Raw genomic sequence first — 20,085 nt, 5'->3', positions numbered from 1 at the left:
GGGGTGCGCACCCCTGGGGTGGCGGGTGCTAGTATCAGCACCAGTCTTCAAGCATAGACACCATCAGGACATTGCCTGTCTTTGTCCGACATCCTTTAAAGACCGCACAGAGAGGCGGGGAAGGAGGTCCCGATGAGTGAACGCATGGACGCTGCGACGACCGTGGAGCTGCTCGGCTCCGACGACGTCGCGCGCACTGTCGCACGCATCGCGCACCAGATCATCGAGAAAACTGCGTTGGATTCCCCGGACGCCGGGACAGTGATGCTGCTGGGTATCCCCTCGGGGGGAGTGCCCCTGGCCGAGCGCCTGGCAGCCAAGATCGAGGAGTTCTCGGGCGTGACGGTTCCCGTCGGCGCCCTCGACATCACCCTCTACCGCGACGACCTGCGCAATAAACCGCACCGCGCACTCAAACCCACCACCATCCCCGCCGGCGGCATCGACGGCACGACGGTGGTGCTGGTCGACGACGTGCTCTTCTCCGGCCGCACGATCCGCGCCGCCCTCGACGCGCTGCGCGACATCGGCCGCCCCGAGAACATCCAGCTGGCCGTCCTGGTCGACCGCGGCCACCGCCAGCTGCCCATCCGCGCCGATTATGTGGGCAAGAACCTGCCCACCTCCCGCAGCGAGGGTGTGGACGTGCTCCTCGAGGCGATCGACGGGCGGGACGCCGTCATCCTCACCCGAACAGACAACCGGGAGAACAACTGATGAAGCACCTGCTGTCCATCACGGATCTGGACCGCGACGAGATCCTGGGCCTCATGGACGAGGCCGACCGTTTCCGGGAGGCGCTCGAGGGCCGGGAGATCAAGAAGCTGCCGACCCTGCGCGGCCGCACCATCTACTCCCTGTTCTACGAGAACTCCACCCGCACCCGCTCCTCCTTCGAGACCGCCGGCAAGTGGATGAGCGCCGACGTGATCAACCTCTCGGCATCCACCTCATCGGTGAAGAAGGGTGAGTCCCTCAAGGACACCGCGATGACCCTGGCCGCCATCGGCGCCGACGCCATCGTCATGCGCCACCCCTCCTCGGGTGCCGCACAGCTGGTCGCCGACTGGGTCGCGCCGGACGGTGTCGGCCCTTCGGTGATCAACGCCGGCGACGGCTTCCACCAGCACCCCACCCAGGCGCTGCTGGACGCGGTGACCATGCGTCAGCGCATCGGGGACATCACAGGCCGCAAGGTCCTCATCGTCGGTGACATCCTGCACTCGCGCGTGGTGCGCTCCAACGTGGACCTGCTGTCCGCCCTCGGCGCCGAGGTCGTGCTCGTCGCCCCGCAGACCCTCCTGCCCACCGGTGTGGAGCACTGGCCGGTGCGGGTGGCCGATGACTTCGACGCCGAGATCCCCGACGCCGATGTCGTCATGATGCTGCGCGTGCAGGCCGAGCGCATGCTGGGTGGTTTCTTCCCCTCCCACCGCGAGTACGCCACCTTCTACGGACTGTCGAAGGCGCGCGCCGCGAAGATGAAGGAGGGGGCGATCATCATGCACCCCGGCCCGATGCTGCGCGGCATGGAGATCAACCACGCCGTCGCCGACTACGGCAACGCGGCCGTCCTGCAGCAGGTCAACAACGGTGTCCACCTGCGCATGGCCGTCCTGTTCACCCTGCTCGCCGCCGACGGCGCGCCCGGAATCTAGGAGTTTTCATGACCACCACTGACTACCCCGCCACGGGTCCGTTGGCCGCCGCCGAGGCAGGCACGCTCAAGCTTGTCGACGTCCACCTCTACGGCGAGGGTGAGCCCGTCACCGTCCTCATCGAGGACGGGGTGATCACCGACCTCGACGCTGACCGTGATGCCGCGGCCGACCGCACCGTTGACGGCGGCGGGCATGTCCTGCTGCCGGGCCTGGTGGACATCCACGTCCACCTGCGCGAGCCGGGCCGCGAGGACACCGAGACCATCATCACCGGTTCCCAGGCCGCCGCGAAGGGCGGGTTCACCGCCGTGTTCACCATGGCCAACACCAACCCCGTCACCGACCAGCCGGTCATCGCCGAGTCCGTGTGGCTCAAGGGCCAGCACGCCGCGATCTGCGATGTGCACCCGGTCGGTTCCATCACCAAGGGGCTGGAGGGCAGGGAGCTCACCGAGTTCGGCATGATGGCCACCTCCCAGGCGAAGGTGCGGATGTTCTCCGACGACGGCAAGTGCGTCGACAACCCGCAGCTGATGCGCCGGGCCCTGGAGTACGCCAAGGGTCAGGGCGTGCTGCTGTCCCAGCACGCCGAGGAGCCGCGCCTGACCGAGGGTGCGGTCGCCCACGAGGGGGAGACCGCCGCAAAGCTCGGCCTGCGCGGCTGGCCGCGCGCCGCCGAGGAGTCCATCGTGGCCCGTGACGCGCTGCTGGCCCGGGACTACGGCAACCGCATCCATGTCTGCCACGCCTCGACCACCGGCACCGTGGAGCTGCTCAAGTGGGCCAAGGGCCAGGACATCCCGATGTCCGCCGAGGTCACCCCGCACCACCTGCTGCTCACCGACGAGAAGCTCAACACCTACGACGGTAACTTCCGGGTGAACCCGCCGCTGCGCGAGGAGCACGACACCCTCGCCCTGCGGGAGGCGCTGCTGGACGGGACCATCGACTGCGTGGCCACCGACCATGCCCCGCACGGCTCCGAGGACAAGTGCGTCGAGTTCGAGCACGCCAAGCCCGGCATGCTGGGCCTGGAGACCTCGCTGGCCGTGATCGCGGAGCTCTTCGTCGCCACCGGGAAGGCCGACTGGCGCTGGGTGGCGAAGGTGATGAGCGAGCGTCCGGCGGAGATTGTGCAGCTGCCGGGCCACGGCCGTCCCATCGCGGTCGGTGAGCCGGCGAACCTGGCCATCGTCGATCCGGGCAGCACCTGGGTCGCGCGTGGTGAGGAGATGGCCTCCAAGGCGGAGAACACCCCCTATGAAGGGATGGAGTTCTCTGCGAAGGTGACCACCACCGTCCTGCGTGGCCGCCTGACCTGCATCGACGGCGTGCCCGCCGAGCCGCGTGACTGAATAAGATACATTTGATTGAATAACATGCAAAATAACCCCGACACTTCCGCGAAAGGTGACGCCTTGACGCCCTCCACCACCAACCGCATCCCCGCCGTGTTCGTCCTCGGCGACGGCCGCACCTTCCGGGGCTTCAGCTTCGGCGCCGCCGGCCAAACCCTCGGCGAGGCGGTGTTCACCACCGCCATGACCGGCTACCAGGAGACACTGACCGACCCCTCCTACCACCGCCAGATCGTCGTGGCCACCGCCCCGCAGATCGGCAATACCGGCTGGAACGACGAGGACAATGAGTCCCGCGACGGCCGCATCTGGGCCGCCGGCCTGGTCATCCGCGACCTGGCCCACCGCGTGTCCAACTGGCGTGCCACCCGCAGCCTGCCCGAGGAGATGGAGACCCAGGGCCTGGTGGGCATCCGCGGCGTCGACACGCGCGCCATCGTCCGCCACCTGCGCGACAACGGCGCCCAGCCCGCCGGCATCTTCACCGGCGAGGAGGCCGGCCGTCCCGTCGAGGAGCTTGTCGCCGAGGTCAACACCCAGCCGGCCATGGCCGGAGCGGACCTCACCTCCCAGGTCACCACCCCCGAGGTCTACGAGGTCCCGGCCGAGGGGGAGACGAAGTACACCGTCGTCGCCTACGACCTGGGCATCAAGTCCGCGACCCCGGCGCAGTTCGCCGCCCGCGGCATCCGCACCGTCGTCGTGCCCGCGGACACCCCCTTCGAGGAACTGGCGCAGTACAACCCGGACGGGATCTTCCTGTCCAACGGCCCCGGTGACCCGGCCGCGGCCGACGACATCGTCGCCACCACCCGCAAGGTCATTGAGGCCGGCATCCCGCTGTTCGGCATCTGCTTCGGCAACCAGATCCTCGGCCGTGCCCTCGGCCTGGACACCTACAAGCTGAAGTTCGGCCACCGCGGCATCAACGTGCCCGTCAAGAACATCGTCACCGGCAAGATCGACATCACCTCCCAGAACCACGGCTTCGCCCTCGAGGCACCGGCGGGGGAGAGCTTCGACACCGACTTCGGCCCGGCACGGGTCACCCACATCTGCCTCAACGACCAGACGGTCGAGGGCGTCGCCCTGAGCAACGGCCGCGCCTTCTCCGTCCAGTACCACCCGGAGTCCGCCGCCGGACCCCGTGACGCCAACCCGCTCTTCGACCAGTTCATCGGTCTGATGGGCGGCACCGCGGGCGTCGAGAAGTAAAGCACCAGGAAGGAAAAGAAGGAACACACATGCCCAAGCGCACCGACCTCAAGCACGTCCTGGTCATCGGCTCCGGACCCATCGTCATCGGACAGGCCTGCGAATTCGACTACTCCGGCACCCAGGCCTGCCGCGTCCTCCGGGAGGAGGGCCTGCGGGTCACCCTCATCAACTCCAACCCGGCCACGATCATGACCGACCCGGAGTTCGCCGACCACACCTACGTCGAGCCCATCGAGCCCGAGTACATCGAGAAGATCTTCGAGAAGGAGATCGAGCAAGGCCACCCGATCGACGCCGTCCTGGCCACCCTGGGTGGTCAGACCGCCCTCAACGCCGCCATCCAGCTGGACCGCCGCGGCACCCTGGAGAAGTACGGCGTCGAGCTCATCGGCGCCGACATCCCCGCCATCCAGCGCGGCGAGGACCGCCAGATGTTCAAGGACATCGTCGCCTCCGTCGGCGGCGAATCCGCCCGTTCGCGCGTGTGCCACAACATGGACGAGGTCTATGAGACCGTCGCTGAGCTGGGCCTGCCGGTCGTCGTCCGCCCCTCCTTCACCATGGGTGGCCTGGGCTCCGGCATGGCGTACAACGACGAGGACCTCAAGCGCATCGCCGGCGACGGCCTGGCCGCGTCGCCTGAGGCCAACGTCCTCATCGAGGAGTCCATCCTCGGCTGGAAGGAATTTGAGCTCGAGCTCATGCGCGACTCGGACGACAACGTCGTGGCCATCGCCTCCATCGAGAACGTCGACGCCATGGGCGTGCACACCGGTGACTCGGTCACCGTCGCCCCGGCCCTGACCCTGACCGACCGCGAGTACCAGGAGCTGCGTGACCTGGGCATCGCCATCATCCGCGCCGTCGGCGTGGACACCGGCGGCTGCAACATCCAGTTCGCCATCAACCCGGCCGACGGCCGCGTCATCGTCATCGAGATGAACCCGCGCGTCTCGCGTTCCTCCGCGCTGGCCTCGAAGGCCACCGGTTTCCCCATCGCGAAGCTGGCCGCCAAGCTGGCCATCGGCTACACCCTCGACGAGGTCACCAACGACATCACCGGTGTCACCCCGGCGGCCTTCGAACCGACCCTGGACTACGTCATCGTCAAGGCCCCGCGCTTCGCCTTCGAAAAGTTCCCGGGCGCCGAGGACACCCTGACCACCACCATGAAGTCCGTCGGTGAGGCCATGGGCATCGGCCGCAACTACATCAGCGGCCTGAACAAGGTCATGCGTTCCCTGGAGCAGAAGCAGTCCGGCTTCTGGACCACCTCCGACGAGTCCTTCGCCGGCGAGCGCGCCACCGATCTCGACGCCGTGCTCGAGGATCTCAGGCGTCCGACCGACGGCCGTCTCTACGACATGGAACTCGCCCTGCGCCTGGGCGCCAGCGTCGATGAGCTCCACGAGGCATCCTCCGTCGACCCGTGGTTCCTCGCCGAACTCAAGGCCCTCGTCGACTTCCGCCAGGTGCTCATCGACGCCCCCGTGCTCGACGCCGATCTCCTCCGCGAGGCCAAGTTCTTCGGCCTCTCCGACGCCCAGATCGCGGCCCTGCGACCCGAGCTCGCCGGCGAGGATGGCGTGCGCCGCCTCCGCTGGTCCCTGGGTATCCGCCCGGTGTTCAAGACCGTGGACACCTGCGCAGCCGAATTCGAGGCCCGGACCCCGTACCACTACTCCGCCTATGAGCTGGACCCCTCCGCCGAGTCCGAGGTCGAGCCGCAGACGGAGAAGGAGAAGGTCATCATCCTGGGCTCCGGTCCGAACCGCATCGGCCAGGGCATCGAGTTCGACTACTCCTGTGTCCACGCAGCCCTGGAGCTCTCCCGCATCGGCTACGAGACCGTCATGGTCAACTGCAACCCGGAGACCGTCTCCACCGACTACGACACCGCCGACCGCCTCTACTTCGAGCCGCTGACGTTCGAGGACGTCATGGAGGTCTACCACGCGGAGTCCCAGTCGGGCACCGTCGCGGGTGTCGTCGTACAGCTCGGCGGCCAGACCCCGCTGGGCCTGGCCCAGAAGCTCGCCGACGCGGGTGTCCCGGTCGTGGGCACCACCCCGGAGGCCATCGACCTGGCTGAGGACCGCGGCGAATTCGGTGAGGTGCTGCGCATCGCGGACCTGCCGGCCCCGGCCTTCGGCACCGCCACCTCCTTCCCGGAGGCCCGCGAGGTCGCCGACGAGATCGGCTACCCGGTCCTGGTCCGCCCCTCCTATGTGCTGGGTGGCCGCGGCATGGAGATCGTCTACGACGAGGCTTCCCTGTCCGACTACATCGAGCGCGCCACCGAGCTGTCCCCGGACCACCCGGTCCTGGTCGACCGCTTCCTGGACTCCGCCATCGAGATTGACGTCGACGCCCTGTGCGACGGGGAGGACGTCTACCTCGCCGGCGTCATGGAGCACATCGAGGAGGCCGGCATCCACTCCGGTGACTCCGCCTGCGCACTGCCGCCCATGACCCTGGGTGCGGAGGACATCGAGAAGGTCCGCGAGTCCACGAAGGCACTGGCCCACGGCATCGGAGTCAAGGGCCTGATGAACGTCCAGTTCGCCCTCAAGGACGACATCCTCTACGTCATCGAGGCCAACCCGCGTGCCTCCCGCACCGTGCCGTTCGTGTCCAAGGCCACCGGTGTCCACCTGGCCAAGGCCGCCTCCCGCATCATGATGGGTGCGACCCTGGCCGAGCTGAAGGCCGAGGGCATGATCCCCACCGACTACGACGGTGGCTCCCTCCCGCTGGACCACCCGATCGCCGTGAAGGAGGCTGTGCTGCCCTTCAACCGCTTCCGCCGCGAGGACGGCACCATGCTCGACACCCTGCTCAGCCCGGAGATGAAGTCCACCGGTGAGGTCATGGGCCTGGCCGACAACTTCGGCGCAGCCTACGCCAAGGCCGAGGCCGCAGCCTTCGGCGCCCTGCCGACCGGGGGCCGGATCTTCGTGTCCGTGGCCAACCGCGACAAGCGCACCCTGATCCTGCCGATCCAGCGCCTGTCCTCCCTCGGCTTCACGCTGCTGGCCACCGCCGGCACGGCCTCCATGCTGCGCCGCAACGGCATCGAGTGCGAGACCGTGCTCAAGGCCTCCGACGTGCGTGGCGGGGCCGAGGGCCAGTCCATCGTGGACCTGATCCTCAACGGGGAGATCAACCTCATCCTCAACACCCCGGCGGGTTCCGCGGGTGCCCGTCACGACGGCTACGACATCCGTGGCGCGGCCGTCAGTGCCGGTGTCCCCCTGGTGACCACCGTCCAGGGCATCACCGCCGCGGTCCAGGGCATCGAGGCGCTGCGCGACGATGAGCTCAGCGTCCTCGCGCTGCAGGAGCTCGACCACACGGCGGGGCGGTAGCGGTGACCTTCGGTTCCCGGCTGCTCGACGCCGCCGCCAGCCGCGGCCGTCTCTGCGTCGGCATCGACCCCCACGCCGCCCTGCTGGCGGCCTGGGGGTTGGCTGACGACGTCGCCGGCCTCGCCGAGTTCAGCCGCCGCTGCGTCGAGGCCTTCGCCGACACCGCGGCGCTGGTCAAGCCCCAGGTGGCCTTCTACGAGCGCCACGGCTCCGCCGGTTTCCGCGTCCTGGAGGACACCCTGGCAGCCCTGCGCGAGGCGGGCTGCCTGACGGTCGCGGACGCCAAGCGCGGCGACATCGGCTCCACCATGGCCGGCTACGCCGACGCCTGGTTGGGGGAGGATTCCCCGCTGCGTGCCGACGCCGTCACCGTCTCCCCCTACCTGGGTGTCGGGGCACTGGCCCCGGTGCTCGACCTGGCGGAGGGGACCGGCCGTGGTGTCTTCGTGCTCGCGGCGACCTCCAACCCGGAGGCCGTGGTGCTGCAGAACCACCGCGACGCGGATGGCCGGACCATCGCCCAGCAGGTGGTGGACGAGTGTGCCCGCCGCAATGCGGTCCACGGCGGCCCGGGCAACATCGGTGTCGTCGTCGGCGCCACCCTGGCGCAGGCACCCGACCTCTCGCAGCTCAACGGCCCTGTCCTCATGCCCGGCGTGGGCGCGCAGGGTGGGTCGGCGGAGGACGTCGCGCGGATTGCGGCGGGTGTCGAGAAGCTCGCGTTCCCGAACATCTCGCGGGCTGTTCTCGGGGCCGGCCCTGACGTGGAGGCCCTGCGTGCGGCCACGGTTGAGGCTGCCAGTGAATTCCCAGGTCAACAGAATTGAGTCTCCCGGGACCCGACCTGGTACTTTAGGAAACGCAACCCGTTGACGTGCTGGAACACAGCACATCGACCGGGGCGCACCCTGGCCGGTGCTAAACTGGTCCGGAGTCAGTGAGTTGCACGCGTGGCATTTGCGCGGAGGCCACTGAGATCTGGTACTCATGTACCCGAACAACCGACACATTCACTTTCGAATCGGAGGAATCCCGTGGCCCTTCCCCAGTTGACTGACGAGCAGCGTAAGCAGGCTCTCGCCAAGGCCGCTGAGGCCCGTAAGGCCCGTGCTGAGCTCAAGGAGAAGCTCAAGCGTGGCGAAACCAACCTCAAGGAGGTTCTGGACCAGGCCCAGACCAACGAGATCATCGGCAAGACCAAGGTCTCCGCCCTGCTCGAGGCTCTCCCGAAGGTGGGCAAGGTCAAGGCCAAGGAGATCATGGAGCAGCTGGAGATCGCCCAGACCCGCCGTCTGCGCGGTCTCGGCGACCGCCAGCGCCGTGCCCTGCTGGAGCGCTTCGGTTTCTCCGAGGACTAGGGGATGTCCGGCGATAACCTAGCGAGTCGGCTGGTTGTTCTGGCCGGCCCCTCCGCGGTGGGGAAGTCCACCGTGGTTCATCGCCTGCGCAGTGACGTTGACCGTCTGTACTTCAGTGTGTCGATGACCACCCGGGCCCCACGGCCCGGGGAGGTTGACGGCGTCGACTACTTCTTCGTCACCCCGGATCAGTTCCAGGAGAACATCGACCGCGGTCTGATGCTCGAATGGGCCGACATCCACGGTGGCATCCAGCGTTCCGGCACCCCGGCCGCCCCGGTGCAGGAGGCCCTCTCGGAGGGTCGCCCCGTGCTGATTGAGGTCGACATGGAGGGTGCCCGCAACGTCAAGTCGATGATGCCGGAGGCGGAGACCGTCTTCCTGGCACCGCCGTCCTGGGAAGTGCTCGTCGAGCGCCTCACCGGCCGTGGAACCGAGCCGGAGGACGTCATCGCCCGCCGCCTGGAGACGGCCCGCGAGGAGCTGACCTGCCAGGACTGGTTCGACCATGTGGTGGTCAATGATCAGGTGGATGACGCTGTCTCGGCCATCAGTGGTATCCTGCAGGGCAGACTTCCGCGCTGACCTGTCCCGTTCGTGGGAAAGCGCAGGTAACGAATAATTTCAATCAGAAAAAGGTGTACGTGACCAACGTGAACAACGAGACGTCCAACTCCACCGCCGTCTACGATCCGCCGGAGGGCATCACCTCCCCGCCGATCGACGGGCTGCTGGAGAAGGTGTCCTCCAAGTATGCGCTGGTGATCTTCGCGGCCAAGCGTGCCCGCCAGATCAACAGCTACTACCAGCAGCACGACGAGGGTGTCTTCGAGTTCGTCGGCCCGCTGGTGACCCCGGAGCCCGGCGAGAAGCCGCTGTCCATCGCCCTGCGCGAGATCGACGCCGGCCTGCTGGAGCACGAGGAAGGCAACTAGCCCACTCCGCTGCGAGCGCCCCCTGACACATGTCAGGGGGCGCTTCGTCGATTCGACGTCGCGGTAGAGTCGGGGCAGACCTGAAACATGTACACGGATCCGTGGGGAGCAACTGCATGACCGATCAGCACCGGCCGCGCCGCATAGTCGTGGGAGTCTCCGGGGGCATCGCCGCCTACAAGGCCTGCCACCTGGTGAGGGACCTGAAGGAGGCGGGTGATGATGTCCGGGTGGTGCCCACCCCGAGTGCCCTCAACTTCGTCGGCGCAGCAACCTTCGAGGCGCTGAGCGGGCATCCGGTGTCCACGACCGTCTTCGACGCCGTCGACGAGGTCCAGCACGTGCGCGTCGGCCAGGAGGCCGATGCGGTGGTCATCGCACCGGCGACCGCCGACCTCATCGCCCGACTGGTGGCGGGCCGGGCCGATGACCTGCTCACCGCGACTGTGCTCGTGGCCACCTGCCCGGTCATCGTCGTACCGGCGATGCACACGGAGATGTGGTGGAACGCGGCGACCCAGGCGAACGTCGCCACCCTGCGGGAACGCGGTGTCATCGTCCTTGAGCCCGCCCACGGGCGGCTCACCGGCAAGGACACCGGGCCGGGGCGGCTGCCGGAACCCGACCAGATCGCGGATCTGGTGCGTGCGGTCCTCGACGGCGCGAACCTGCGCCCCGACTGGCGGGGCCGGAAGGTGCTCATCACCGCCGGTGGCACGCAGGAGAACCTGGACCCGGTGCGTTTCCTGGGTAACCGTTCCTCCGGGCGGCAGGGTTTCGCCCTGGCGGAGATCGCCGCCCACCGGGGCGCGCAGGTGACCATCGTCGTCGGCGACACCGACCAGCTGCCGACCCCCTCTGGGGCGGTCATCGAGAAGGTGGGCAGTGCACGGGAGATGGCGGCGGCCGTCGGCAAGCATGCGCCGGAGGCGGACGTGATCATCATGGCCGCGGCGGTGGCGGATTTCCGGCCCGCGGCCGAGGCCGGTGCGAAGATGAAGAAGGGCGGCGACGATGAGGCGCTGCGCACCGTCGAACTCGTGGAGAACCCCGACATCCTGGCGACCACGGTCCAGCGACGCCGCGACGGGGAGGTGCCCGCCGCCGCCGCCATCGTCGGTTTCGCGGCGGAGACCGGTGACGAGACAACCACGGCACTGGATTTCGCCCGCGCCAAGCTGGAGCGCAAGGGCTGTGACCTGCTGATGTGCAATGAGGTGGGGGAGGGGAAGGTCTTCGGTGAGGCGCGTAACCGGGGCTGGCTGCTCACGGCGGACGGAGCGGTACGGGAGGTGGCCGACGGGTCCAAGCATGTGGTGGCCGCGCAGATCCTCGAGGCGGTGGACACCCTGCGGGGTTGAGGCCAATTGACTGTTTTAGACAGCTTGGTCTATATTGGGCGAGGTGCTCAGCAGCGCCCGCCTAGCCTTCTATCTGTCTTTCGAAAAGGACCGCCCACGTGTCAGACACCCCCGCCACCACCGTGGCCTTCGACAAGCCCGCCCCGACCCGTCTCTTCACCAGCGAATCGGTGACCGAGGGGCACCCTGACAAGATCTGCGACGCCATCTCCGACGCCATCCTGGACGCCATGCTGCGTGAGGACCCCCACTCGCGCGTCGCCGTGGAGACCCTCGTGACCACCGGGCAGGTCCACGTGGTCGGCGAGGTCACTACCGAGTCCTACGTGGACATCGCGAACCTGGTACGTAAGACGCTGGTGGACATCGGCTTCACCTCCTCCGACGTCGGTTTCGACGGCCGGACCTGCGGTGTGAACATCGCCATCGGTGAACAGTCGAAGGAGATCGGCGACGGCGTCACCCGCTCCCACGAGGCCCGCTCCGGCGCGGAGGTCGAGGACGATGACCGGGCCGGTGCCGGCGACCAGGGCCTCATGTTCGGTTACGCCACCAATGAGACCCCGGAGTTCATGCCGCTGCCCATCGCCCTGGCGCACCGGCTGTCCCGCCGCCTGACCCAGGTACGCAAGGAGGGCATCGTGCCCGACCTGCGCCCCGACGGCAAGACCCAGGTCACCTTCGCCTACGACGAGAATGACCGGCCTGTCCGTCTGGACACCGTGGTCATCTCCACCCAGCACGCCCCGGAAGCGACCCAGGAGTGGCTGGCCGCGCAGCTTCGTGAACACGTCCTCGACTGGGTCATCGCTGACGCGAACCTTGAGCACATGGTCGACGAGGAGCTGGCTCTGCTGGTCAACCCCTCCGGTTCCTTCATCCTCGGCGGCCCCATGGGGGATGCCGGCCTGACCGGCCGCAAGATCATCGTGGACACCTACGGCGGGATGGCGCGCCACGGCGGCGGCGCCTTCTCCGGCAAGGACCCGAGCAAGGTCGACCGCTCCGCCGCCTACGCCATGCGCTGGGTGGCCAAGAACATTGTCGCCGCTGAACTGGCTGAGCGCGTCGAGGTTCAGGTCGCCTACGCCATCGGTCGCGCCGCCCCGGTCGGCCTCTACGTGGAGACCTTCGGCACCGCCGCGGAGGGCCTGAACGACGAGGACATCCAGGGTGCGGTGGAGAAGGTCTTCGACCTGCGACCGGCCGCCATCATCCGCGAGCTGGAGCTGCTGGCACCGATCTACAGCCAGACCTCCGCCTACGGCCACTTCGGCCGGCTCGACCTGGATCTGCCGTGGGAGCACACCAACCGGGTGTCCGAGCTCAAGGCGGCCCTGGGTCGCTAGAGTGGTTGTCCATGGCCACACCCCGCGTCCCCGCAGCACACAGGTCGGTGGCGCGGGTTCTGCCTCTCCTGGGCCTGGCGCACCTGGACCGGCTCTTCGACTACCGGATCGCGGCTGAGGACGACGAGACCGCCCAGCCCGGCGTGCGCGTACGCATCCGCTTTGCCGGCCGCCTGGTCGACGCCATCCTGCTGGAGCGCGCCGCCGAATCCGAGCATGAGGGCACGCTGCGCTACATAGAGCGGGTCATCTCAGCCGACGTCGTCTACCCACGCCGCACCGCCGCGCTCATCGACGCTCTCTGCGACCGCTACGCCGGCATCCGCTCCGACCTCATCCGCTCAGCCGTCCCCTCCCGGCACGCCCGCGCCGAGGAGGCGGACACCTCCGTGTCCTGGCCGGAACTGGGGCCGGTGACCGAGCCGGACCTGTCCTCCTGGTCCGCCTACCAGTACGGCGAATCCTTCGTGGATGCCGTACTTGCCGGGCAGACGGCCCGCGCGGCCTGGCAGATCGCCCCCGGCGACGACTGGGCCGAGGCGCTGGCTGCCCTGGCTGTCAAGGTGGTCAAGGACGGCGGGGGAGCGCTGCTGGTGGTGCCGGACCAGCGCGACGTCGACAGGCTCGAGGCCGCCCTGCGGGAACTCGTCTCCGCGAAGCAGGTGACGACGCTGACCGCCGGCCTGGGGCCGCAGGCCCGCTACCGACGTTTTCTCGCGGTGCTGCACGGGCAGGCCCGCCTGGTGGTGGGCACCCGCTCAGCGGCTTTCGCGCCCGTGCAGGACCTGCGTCTGGCGGTCATCCTCCACGACGGCGACGAGAACCTCGTCGACCCCCGCGCCCCCTACGTCCACGCCCGGGAGGTGCTGACCACCCGCAGCGCGCTCGAAGGCTGCTCGCTGATCCTCGGGGGGCACTCCCGCACCGCCGAGGCACAGTTGCTGGTCGAATCGGGCTGGGCCCACGACCTGGTCGCCCCGCGGGAGGTGATCCGGCAGCGCTCACCCCTGATCCGTGCGGCAGCCGACACCGAATTCGAACTTGTCCGTGACCCGTTGGCGGCGAGTGCCCGCCTGCCGAAGCAGGCCTTCGAGGCCCTGCGCGGGGCGCTGGACCGGGGTGAACCGGCGCTCATCCAGGTGCCCCGCAAGGGCTACGTCCCGACCCTGGCCTGCGGCTCCTGCCGCGCACCCGCGCGTTGCCGGCAGTGCAACGGGCCGTTGGGGTTGCCCGCCGGCTCCGGGCAGCAGGGCGGGGTACCCACCTGCCGCTGGTGCGGACGCCCCGACGCCCGCCACCGCTGCGGCGAGTGCGGCTCCGTCCGCCTGCGCGCGGTGGTGCTGGGCGCAGACCGCACCGCCGAGGAACTGGGCCGCGCCTTCCCCTCGACCCGGGTGATCACCTCCGGAGGCAACAAGGTGGTGTCCGAGGTGTCATCCGGGCCGGCGCTGGTGGTGGCAACCCCGGGCGCGGAGCCTTTCGTGACGGAGGGGGCCTACGGTGCCGCGCTGCTGCTGGACACGTGGGCGCTGCTCGGCCGCCAGGATCTGCGCGCCACCGAGGAGGCGCTGTCCCGCTGGGCGGCCGCCGTCTCCCTCGTGGCGCCGGCCTGGAAGGGCGGGGAAGTGGTCGTCGTCGCCGATCCCGGCCTGGCGGTGGTGCAGTCGCTGATCCGGTGGGACATGGTCGGGGCTGCCTCCCGGGAACTCGCCCAGCGTCACGACGTCCGCTTCCCCCCGGCCGTCCACATGGCCGCCGTCGACGGTGCCAACGCCGCCCTGGACACCTTCCTGGAGATTCTCCAGCTCCCCGAGCACGCTGAGGTGCTCGGCCCGGTGGACCTCCCGCCCGGGGTGCACCTGCCCGGCGAATACGACGAGGAACGCTTCGGACCCGCGCAGCGCATCCTGCTCCGCACGCCGTTGGGCCCACGGTCGGTGCTGGGCAGGGCCCTGAAGGCGGCGGCGGTGGCCAAGGCCGGGCGCAAGGACGACCTGCCGCTGCGCATCCAGGTGGACCCGATCCACATCGGATAAAGGTGTGGTCGAATAAACGTTCTAAAGTTGGTGGTGGATGTTCGATGGGCGGATTAAAGTCGAACGTGTAAGCGACAGTGAACGTAGGGGGTGCGGCATATGGGTAGGCAGCGGATGATGGGGATCGTCGACCGGGTCGAGGGGGCTCTCTCAGAGCTGTCCGAACTGATGGCGGACCCTGGGGCGGTGGCCTTCGACGAGGTCCGGTCGGAATTCGAGCGCCTGGAGAAGGTCATCGGCGCCAAGGGCTATATTGATGCTGCCTTCGCCTACGCCGCCGACCGCGCCGGGGCGGGGAAGTATGTCGGGGCGGTGCATTCTCTTGACTACCTGGCCCGTGCCCTGGGACTGTCCCGCGCGGAGGCACGCTCCCGGCTGCGCCGCGGGGAGGACCTCTTCGCCCCGCCGAAGCCCTCACCGCCGGAACCGGAACCAGCTCCCGAACCGGATGAGACCGAAGAACAGCGTCGAGTCCGAGAAGAAGAGGCCGAGCGGATCCGCCGCGAGGAGGCTGAACGCCTGCGCCGCCAGGAGGAGGCCCAGCGCAAGGCCCGTGACGCCGCCCGGAAGGCAGCCTCCGCAGAGAAACAGGCGATGATCACCCGCGAGCTGGAGCACCTCAACGTCCACTCCGAGCCCAGCTACCAGGAGCTGCTCGCCCTGGCCCTGGTGGAGTCCGACCGCCGGTCCCTGGAGGATCTGCGGACCTGGCTGCGCGGGCGCATCCGGGAGGCCAACCGGCGCGGGCGGACCCCGGAAGGCAGGCCCGACCCCTTCGCTGCGCTGCGCAAGCGGAAGATCATCATCGGTGCCCAGGACGCCGACGGCGGGGCGCAGGTGTCGATGTACCTGGATGCCGCCGGGGTCGCCGTCCTCAGGGCGGCCCTCGCACCAGGCCGGCGCCCCGGGGTCAACGCCTCGGTGCCGGCGGAGGAGGACGCCCGGCCCATGCCCGCACGTCTGGTGGATCAGCTCATGGCCATCTGCCAGGGGTACCTGGCCGCAGACTCGGCCCACACCCGCCAGGGGGTGGGTTCGGTGGCGGTGTCGATGACCGCGGCTGAACTGGAGGGGGTGGCAGGTGGGGACCGGTTCCCGAGCAGTACCGGTCACCTGCTCGGCCCGGCCGATATCCTGCGCCTGGGGGCGGCGCGGTATGACCTGGGGGTGCTCCACGATGAGCAGGGTGCGGTGCTGCACCTGGGGCGCACGCAGCGGTCAGCGAGTCTGGCTCAGCGGTTGGCGCTGTTCGCCCAGGAGTTGTGCTGCACCCGGCCCGGGTGCACGGTGGGGGTGGGGGAGGCGGATATCCATCACATCCGGTCGTGGTTGGCCGGGGGTGGCACCGACATCGAGAATCTGACCGTTCTGTGCCGCAGTCATCACAGTGCCAACCGGGATCAGCGTGATGGTGCCGGGGGGTTGGGTCACATGGACACAGATCCCGGGTCCGGGCGGGTGGGGTGGTGCCCACCCGACGGTGGACAGTGGGAGTTCAACGACACCGAATTCCAGCAGCACTCCGCCGGAGCGAAGATCCGCAGCCGCGGCCACCCCACCCTCTTCGATTCCTTCGTCTGAAACCGGTGAATTCTGCCTGCAGCAGGGGCGACGTAGACTGTCTACACCACAGACATCAGCGTTAAGGAGCCCGCGCAGCCCATGACTATCCGTGACATCCGCCTGTTCGGCGATCCCGTCCTGACCACCCGGTCCGACGAGGTCACCGAGTTCGACGACGCCCTGCGGGGCATCGTCGACGACATGCTCGAGACGATGGACGACGCCGGGGGAGTCGGCCTTGCAGCCAACCAGATCGGTCTCACCCGGCGGATCTTCGTCTACGACACCACCCACGTCGAGGACGGCCTGCGCGGACACATCATCAACCCCGTCTGGGAGGCCATCGGCGAGGACACCCAGACCGGCGAAGAGGGCTGCCTGTCCATCCCCGACATCTCGGTGGAGACCGAACGTTTCCGGACCGTCCGCGTCTCAGGCCAGGACATCAACGGCAACCCCATCGCCCTGGTCGCCTCCGGTCTGATGGCCCGCTGCATCCAGCACGAGACCGACCACCTGGACGGGGTGCTCTTCCTCAAACGTCTCAGCCCCGAGCACCGCAAGGAAACCATGGCCACCATCCGTACCGCCGACTGGTTCAACTCTTAGAAGGAGCACCCCCACCACATGCGTCTCATCTTCGCCGGCACCCCGGAACCAGCGGTCGTCGCGCTGGAACGGCTGCTGCAGACAGACCACGAGGTCGTCGCTGTCCTCACCCGACCCGATGCACGCCGCGGCCGCGGCCGCACCCTCCACCCCTCCCCGGTGTCCGCCCTCGCACAGGAGCACGGCATCGAGGTGCTGACCCCCACCACCCTGAAGGCCGGCACCGAGGACGGTGACGCCATCCGCGCCCGCCTCACCGAGCTGGCCCCTGACGCCATCCCGGTCGTCGCCTACGGCAACCTCATCCCGGAGGGCCTGCTCGACCTGCCCACCCACGGCTGGGTCAACCTCCACTTCTCCCTGCTGCCGGCCTGGCGGGGCGCCGCCCCGGTGCAGGCCGCCATTCGCGCGGGTGACGACATCACCGGTGCCGCGACCTTCCGCATCGAGAAGGGCCTGGACACCGGTCCCGTCCTGGGCACCGTCACCGAGACGATCCGGCCCACCGACACCGCCGATGACCTGCTGACCCGCCTCGCCCACTCGGGCAGTGAGCTCCTCGCCGCCACCATGGACGGTCTCGAGGCCGGCGCGATCGTGCCGCAGCCGCAGACCGGCGAGCCGACCTACGCCCCGAAGATCACCACCGAGGACGCCCGCGTCGACTGGCAGCGTCCTGCCTTCGCCGTCGACCGTCACATCCGGGCTCACACCCCCGGCCCCGGCGCGTGGGCCATGCTCGGCGAGGACCGCATCAAGCTCGGCCCGGTCACCCCGGACGCCGAGGTCACCGACCTGGCCCCCGGCGAGGTCCGCGTGGACAAGAACACCGTCACCGTCGGCACCGGCAGCGGGGCGGTGACCCTCGGCCAGGCGCAGCCACCGGGCAAGAAGATGATGAACGCCGCCGACTGGGCCCGCGGCAACGCGGCCCTCCAGGCAGGGGAGCAGGTGAACTTCGCATGAGCGGAGGATTCCGGTCCCGGTCCAGGGGCGGCCAGCCGAAGAAGCAGGACGCGGCCCCGGCACAGGGCAGGCAGCAGCGTTCACGGCCACAAGGTGGAAAGCAGGGTGGCAGGCAAGGGGGCCAGCCGAAGAAGCAGGACCGCGCCCCGCGGACCTTCCCCGGCCTGGATGCCCCGCGTCTGCTGGCGCACGAGGTGCTCGGCCGGGTGCGTGCGGACGATGCCTACGCCAACCTGATCCTGCCGCGCCTGCTCAGCGAACGGCGGATCGTCGAACGTGACGCCGCCTTCACCACTGAGATCACCTACGGCACGCTGCGCACCATGGGGGTGCTTGATGCCGTGATCGCGGAGAGTTCCAGCCGTCCGCTCAGCCAGATCGCCCCCGAGGTGCTCGATGCGCTGCGTCTGGGTGCCTACCAGCTGCTGTACACGCGGGTGGAGCCGCACGCGGCCGTCGACACGACCGTGCGCCTGGTGGAGGCGAGCGGCAATGAGAAGGCCAAGGGCTTCGCCAACGCCGTCATGCGCACCATCTCGCGCACGCCTGCGGAGAAGTGGATCAGGAAGCTCACCCCTGACGGGGAGATCGCCGCGGTGGCCTTCCGTCACGCCCATCCGACCTGGATCGCGGAGTCCTTCTCCCGGGTGCTGGGTCTGGGGGATCTCGACGCCGCCCTCAGTGCGGACTCCGAGCGTCCCACCGTCCATCTGGTGGCCCGCCCGGGTGAGATCACCGCGGAGGAGCTCGCCCTGATGACGGGTGGTGAGGAGGGGGAGTACTCGCCCTACGCCGTCCACCTCGGTTCCGGTGACCCGGGTGATCTGGAACCGGTCCGGGAGGGCCTGGCTGCCGTGCAGGACGAGGGGTCACAGCTCATCGCCCGCGCGGTGGTCGAGGCCCCCGTCGAGGGGACGGACACCGGTCGCTGGCTTGACCTGTGCGCCGGACCCGGTGGCAAGGCCGCGCTCATGGGTGCGCTGGCGCGTATCGACGCCGCCCACGTCGATGCCGTCGAGGTCTCCCCGCACCGCGCGAAGCTGGTGGAGAAGACCACCCGCGGCCTGCCGGTGACGGTCCATGTCGCCGACGGCCGCGATCCCGGCCTGGAGCCGGGTTATGACCGCGTGCTCGTCGACGCCCCCTGCTCCGGCCTCGGCTCCCTGCGTCGCCGCCCCGAGGCGCGCTGGCGCAAGTCGGAGGATGACATCGCCGAGCTCAGCCCCCTGCAGTATGACCTGCTGTCCTCCGCGCTGAAGCTGGTGCGTCCCGGTGGCGTTGTCGTGTACTCGACGTGCTCACCGGATCTGCGCGAGACCCGCCAGATCGTGAACCGCGCCGTGGCCGAACTGGGCGCGGTCGAGGTGGATGCGCACGAGCTGGTCGCCCCCATGCAGGACGTGGGCTCGGAGAAGAGTGTCCAGATGTGGCCGCACCGCCATGGCACGGATGCGATGTTCTTCGCCGTGCTGCGCCGTGGGGCTTAGCTAACGCCCCTGGAACCGCGGGGCGCGCTTCTCCGCGCGTGCCCTGCGGGACTCCCCGACATCCTCCGAGTGCCAGGCTGCCGCGGCGGCCTCGTAGCGCTCCGCCTCCTCGTAGGGGCGGTGGGAGGTGCGGGCGAACTCGTGTTTGAGGTGGCGCATCGTCAGCGGGGCCTTCGAGGCGACCAGCTCGGCCAGTGCCATTGCCTCGGCGAATCCGCCCTGGGAGACCGCGAAGCCGGAGGACACCGCCTGCTCGTGGGACAGGGGCGCGTTGGTGAACAGCATCGTGCGGGCGACCGCGCCGCCGACGAGGTTCTCCAGGGTGGCGATGGTGACCTCGTCCAGCGCGATCGCCACGTCGGCGATGGGGACGCGGAACAGTGCCGTGCCGGAGACCACCCGCAGGTCGGAGGCCATCGCCAGCTGGGTGCCCGCCCCGATCGCCGGGCCGTTGACCCAGGCCACCACGGGGATGGGCAGGGTCTGGATGGTGCCCAGCATGTGCAGCAGCCGCGGGTAGAAGCCACCGGCGTAGACGTCGCCGGACAGGTCGGCCCCGGCGGAGAAGACCGTGCCCTCGCCGTGGAGGAGGACCACCCGGGCGCCGTCCGCAACCGCGGCGAGCATGGCCTCCTCAATCGCCTCGACCATGGGGATGTTGAGGCTGTTGCGTTTGGCGTGGTTGTTCAGCCTGATCTCCCGGATGAGCACACCCTCCTCCGGCTCGTGGTCGGTGCTGAGGACGAGCGGTTTGGTCTGGGGGGTCATGGTGAGGCGGTCCTTCCGGTGAGGAGGTTTCGGCGGGCAGTGCCCTGA

The 20,085-nt window shown here is 69.1% G+C and carries 17 protein-coding genes; 16 read left to right on the top strand and 1 reads right to left on the bottom strand.

Going from position 1 to position 20,085, the window contains the following annotated elements; translation table 11 throughout:
- Positions 1–132 precede the first annotated feature (132 nt).
- The 16 genes from pyrR (at position 133) to EAH68_RS07750 (ending at position 19,269) form a co-directional block, all read left to right on the top strand.
- Complete coding sequence (pyrR, locus tag EAH68_RS07825) at positions 133–717, top strand: bifunctional pyr operon transcriptional regulator/uracil phosphoribosyltransferase PyrR (protein ID WP_126120755.1); 585 nt, start codon at positions 133–135, stop codon at positions 715–717.
- Entirely contained in the window at positions 717–1,658 is a 942-nt protein-coding gene (locus tag EAH68_RS07820) for an aspartate carbamoyltransferase catalytic subunit (protein WP_126120754.1), read from the top strand. Before pyrR ends, EAH68_RS07820 begins: the two co-directional genes overlap by 1 nt.
- 8 nt (positions 1,659–1,666) lie before the next feature.
- Complete coding sequence (locus EAH68_RS07815) at positions 1,667–3,016, top strand: dihydroorotase (protein WP_126120753.1); 1,350 nt, start codon at positions 1,667–1,669, stop codon at positions 3,014–3,016.
- A 24-nt stretch (positions 3,017–3,040) separates the two neighbouring features.
- Entirely contained in the window at positions 3,041–4,234 is a 1,194-nt protein-coding gene (gene carA / locus EAH68_RS07810; protein WP_126120798.1) for a glutamine-hydrolyzing carbamoyl-phosphate synthase small subunit, read from the top strand.
- A gap of 29 nt (positions 4,235–4,263) precedes the next feature.
- Positions 4,264–7,605, top strand: coding sequence for a carbamoyl-phosphate synthase large subunit (gene carB / locus EAH68_RS07805; RefSeq protein ID WP_126120752.1), 3,342 nt, complete (start codon positions 4,264–4,266; stop codon positions 7,603–7,605).
- Positions 7,606–7,607: 2 nt separating this feature from the next.
- On the top strand, positions 7,608–8,432 hold the full coding sequence (gene pyrF / locus EAH68_RS07800; RefSeq protein WP_126120751.1) for an orotidine-5'-phosphate decarboxylase: 825 nt from the start codon (positions 7,608–7,610) through the stop codon (positions 8,430–8,432).
- Positions 8,433–8,639: 207 nt separating this feature from the next.
- Positions 8,640–8,963: an integration host factor, actinobacterial type gene (gene mihF / locus EAH68_RS07795; RefSeq protein WP_126120750.1), complete on the top strand. Its 324-nt coding sequence runs from the start codon at positions 8,640–8,642 to the stop codon at positions 8,961–8,963.
- Positions 8,964–8,966: 3 nt separating this feature from the next.
- On the top strand, positions 8,967–9,548 hold the full coding sequence (gmk, locus tag EAH68_RS07790; protein ID WP_126120749.1) for a guanylate kinase: 582 nt from the start codon (positions 8,967–8,969) through the stop codon (positions 9,546–9,548).
- Positions 9,549–9,607: 59 nt separating this feature from the next.
- A complete protein-coding gene (gene rpoZ, locus EAH68_RS07785; RefSeq protein WP_126120748.1) occupies positions 9,608–9,898 on the top strand; it encodes a DNA-directed RNA polymerase subunit omega in 291 nt (96 codons plus the stop codon).
- Positions 9,899–10,014: 116 nt separating this feature from the next.
- On the top strand, positions 10,015–11,259 hold the full coding sequence (coaBC, locus tag EAH68_RS07780; protein WP_126120747.1) for a bifunctional phosphopantothenoylcysteine decarboxylase/phosphopantothenate--cysteine ligase CoaBC: 1,245 nt from the start codon (positions 10,015–10,017) through the stop codon (positions 11,257–11,259).
- Positions 11,260–11,381: 122 nt separating this feature from the next.
- A complete protein-coding gene (gene metK, locus EAH68_RS07775; protein WP_126120797.1) occupies positions 11,382–12,608 on the top strand; it encodes a methionine adenosyltransferase in 1,227 nt (408 codons plus the stop codon).
- Between the two features lie 11 nt (positions 12,609–12,619).
- Positions 12,620–14,644 carry a primosomal protein N' gene (locus EAH68_RS07770; protein ID WP_126120746.1) on the top strand — a complete coding sequence of 675 codons (2,025 nt, stop codon included), beginning with the start codon at positions 12,620–12,622 and terminating at the stop codon, positions 14,642–14,644.
- 99 nt (positions 14,645–14,743) lie between these two features.
- Positions 14,744–16,225, top strand: a complete 1,482-nt coding sequence (locus tag EAH68_RS07765; protein ID WP_126120745.1) for an HNH endonuclease signature motif containing protein — start codon at positions 14,744–14,746, stop codon at positions 16,223–16,225.
- A gap of 81 nt (positions 16,226–16,306) precedes the next feature.
- Positions 16,307–16,816 (top strand): peptide deformylase, encoded by a 510-nt coding sequence (def, locus tag EAH68_RS07760; protein ID WP_126120744.1) that lies wholly within the window; start codon positions 16,307–16,309, stop codon positions 16,814–16,816.
- Positions 16,817–16,834: 18 nt separating this feature from the next.
- Positions 16,835–17,782, top strand: a complete 948-nt coding sequence (fmt, locus tag EAH68_RS07755) for a methionyl-tRNA formyltransferase (RefSeq protein ID WP_126120743.1) — start codon at positions 16,835–16,837, stop codon at positions 17,780–17,782.
- Positions 17,779–19,269: an RsmB/NOP family class I SAM-dependent RNA methyltransferase gene (locus EAH68_RS07750; protein ID WP_126120742.1), complete on the top strand. Its 1,491-nt coding sequence runs from the start codon at positions 17,779–17,781 to the stop codon at positions 19,267–19,269. The genes fmt and EAH68_RS07750 overlap by 4 nt, the downstream gene beginning before the upstream one ends.
- On the opposite strand, the gene EAH68_RS07745 is transcribed toward EAH68_RS07750, so the two are convergent.
- A complete protein-coding gene (locus tag EAH68_RS07745) occupies positions 19,270–20,037 on the bottom strand; it encodes an enoyl-CoA hydratase (RefSeq protein WP_126120741.1) in 768 nt (255 codons plus the stop codon). It abuts the gene before it with no gap.
- Positions 20,038–20,085: the final 48 nt, after the last annotated feature.

The organism is Corynebacterium hylobatis (assembly GCF_003955685.1).
Classification (GTDB): domain Bacteria; phylum Actinomycetota; class Actinomycetes; order Mycobacteriales; family Mycobacteriaceae; genus Corynebacterium; species Corynebacterium hylobatis.
Note: the sequence above shows the minus strand (reverse complement) of the source record. Positions and strands in the feature narration are given on the sequence as shown.

Bases quoted from the DNA above. Each gene is read 5' to 3' on its own strand.
- pyrR (WP_126120755.1), top strand. From the start codon at position 133: ATGAGTGAACGCATGGACGCTGCGACGACCGTGGAGCTGCTCGGCTCC.
- EAH68_RS07820 (WP_126120754.1), top strand. From the start codon at position 717: ATGAAGCACCTGCTGTCCATCACGGATCTGGACCGCGACGAGATCCTG.
- EAH68_RS07815 (WP_126120753.1), top strand. From the start codon at position 1,667: ATGACCACCACTGACTACCCCGCCACGGGTCCGTTGGCCGCCGCCGAG.
- carA (WP_126120798.1), top strand. From the start codon at position 3,041: ATGCAAAATAACCCCGACACTTCCGCGAAAGGTGACGCCTTGACGCCC.
- carB (WP_126120752.1), top strand. From the start codon at position 4,264: ATGCCCAAGCGCACCGACCTCAAGCACGTCCTGGTCATCGGCTCCGGA.
- gmk (WP_126120749.1), top strand. From the start codon at position 8,967: ATGTCCGGCGATAACCTAGCGAGTCGGCTGGTTGTTCTGGCCGGCCCC.
- coaBC (WP_126120747.1), top strand. From the start codon at position 10,015: ATGACCGATCAGCACCGGCCGCGCCGCATAGTCGTGGGAGTCTCCGGG.
- EAH68_RS07770 (WP_126120746.1), top strand. From the start codon at position 12,620: ATGGCCACACCCCGCGTCCCCGCAGCACACAGGTCGGTGGCGCGGGTT.
- EAH68_RS07765 (WP_126120745.1), top strand. From the start codon at position 14,744: ATGGGTAGGCAGCGGATGATGGGGATCGTCGACCGGGTCGAGGGGGCT.
- def (WP_126120744.1), top strand. From the start codon at position 16,307: ATGACTATCCGTGACATCCGCCTGTTCGGCGATCCCGTCCTGACCACC.
- fmt (WP_126120743.1), top strand. From the start codon at position 16,835: ATGCGTCTCATCTTCGCCGGCACCCCGGAACCAGCGGTCGTCGCGCTG.
- EAH68_RS07750 (WP_126120742.1), top strand. From the start codon at position 17,779: ATGAGCGGAGGATTCCGGTCCCGGTCCAGGGGCGGCCAGCCGAAGAAG.
- EAH68_RS07745 (WP_126120741.1), bottom strand. From the start codon at position 20,037: ATGACCCCCCAGACCAAACCGCTCGTCCTCAGCACCGACCACGAGCCG.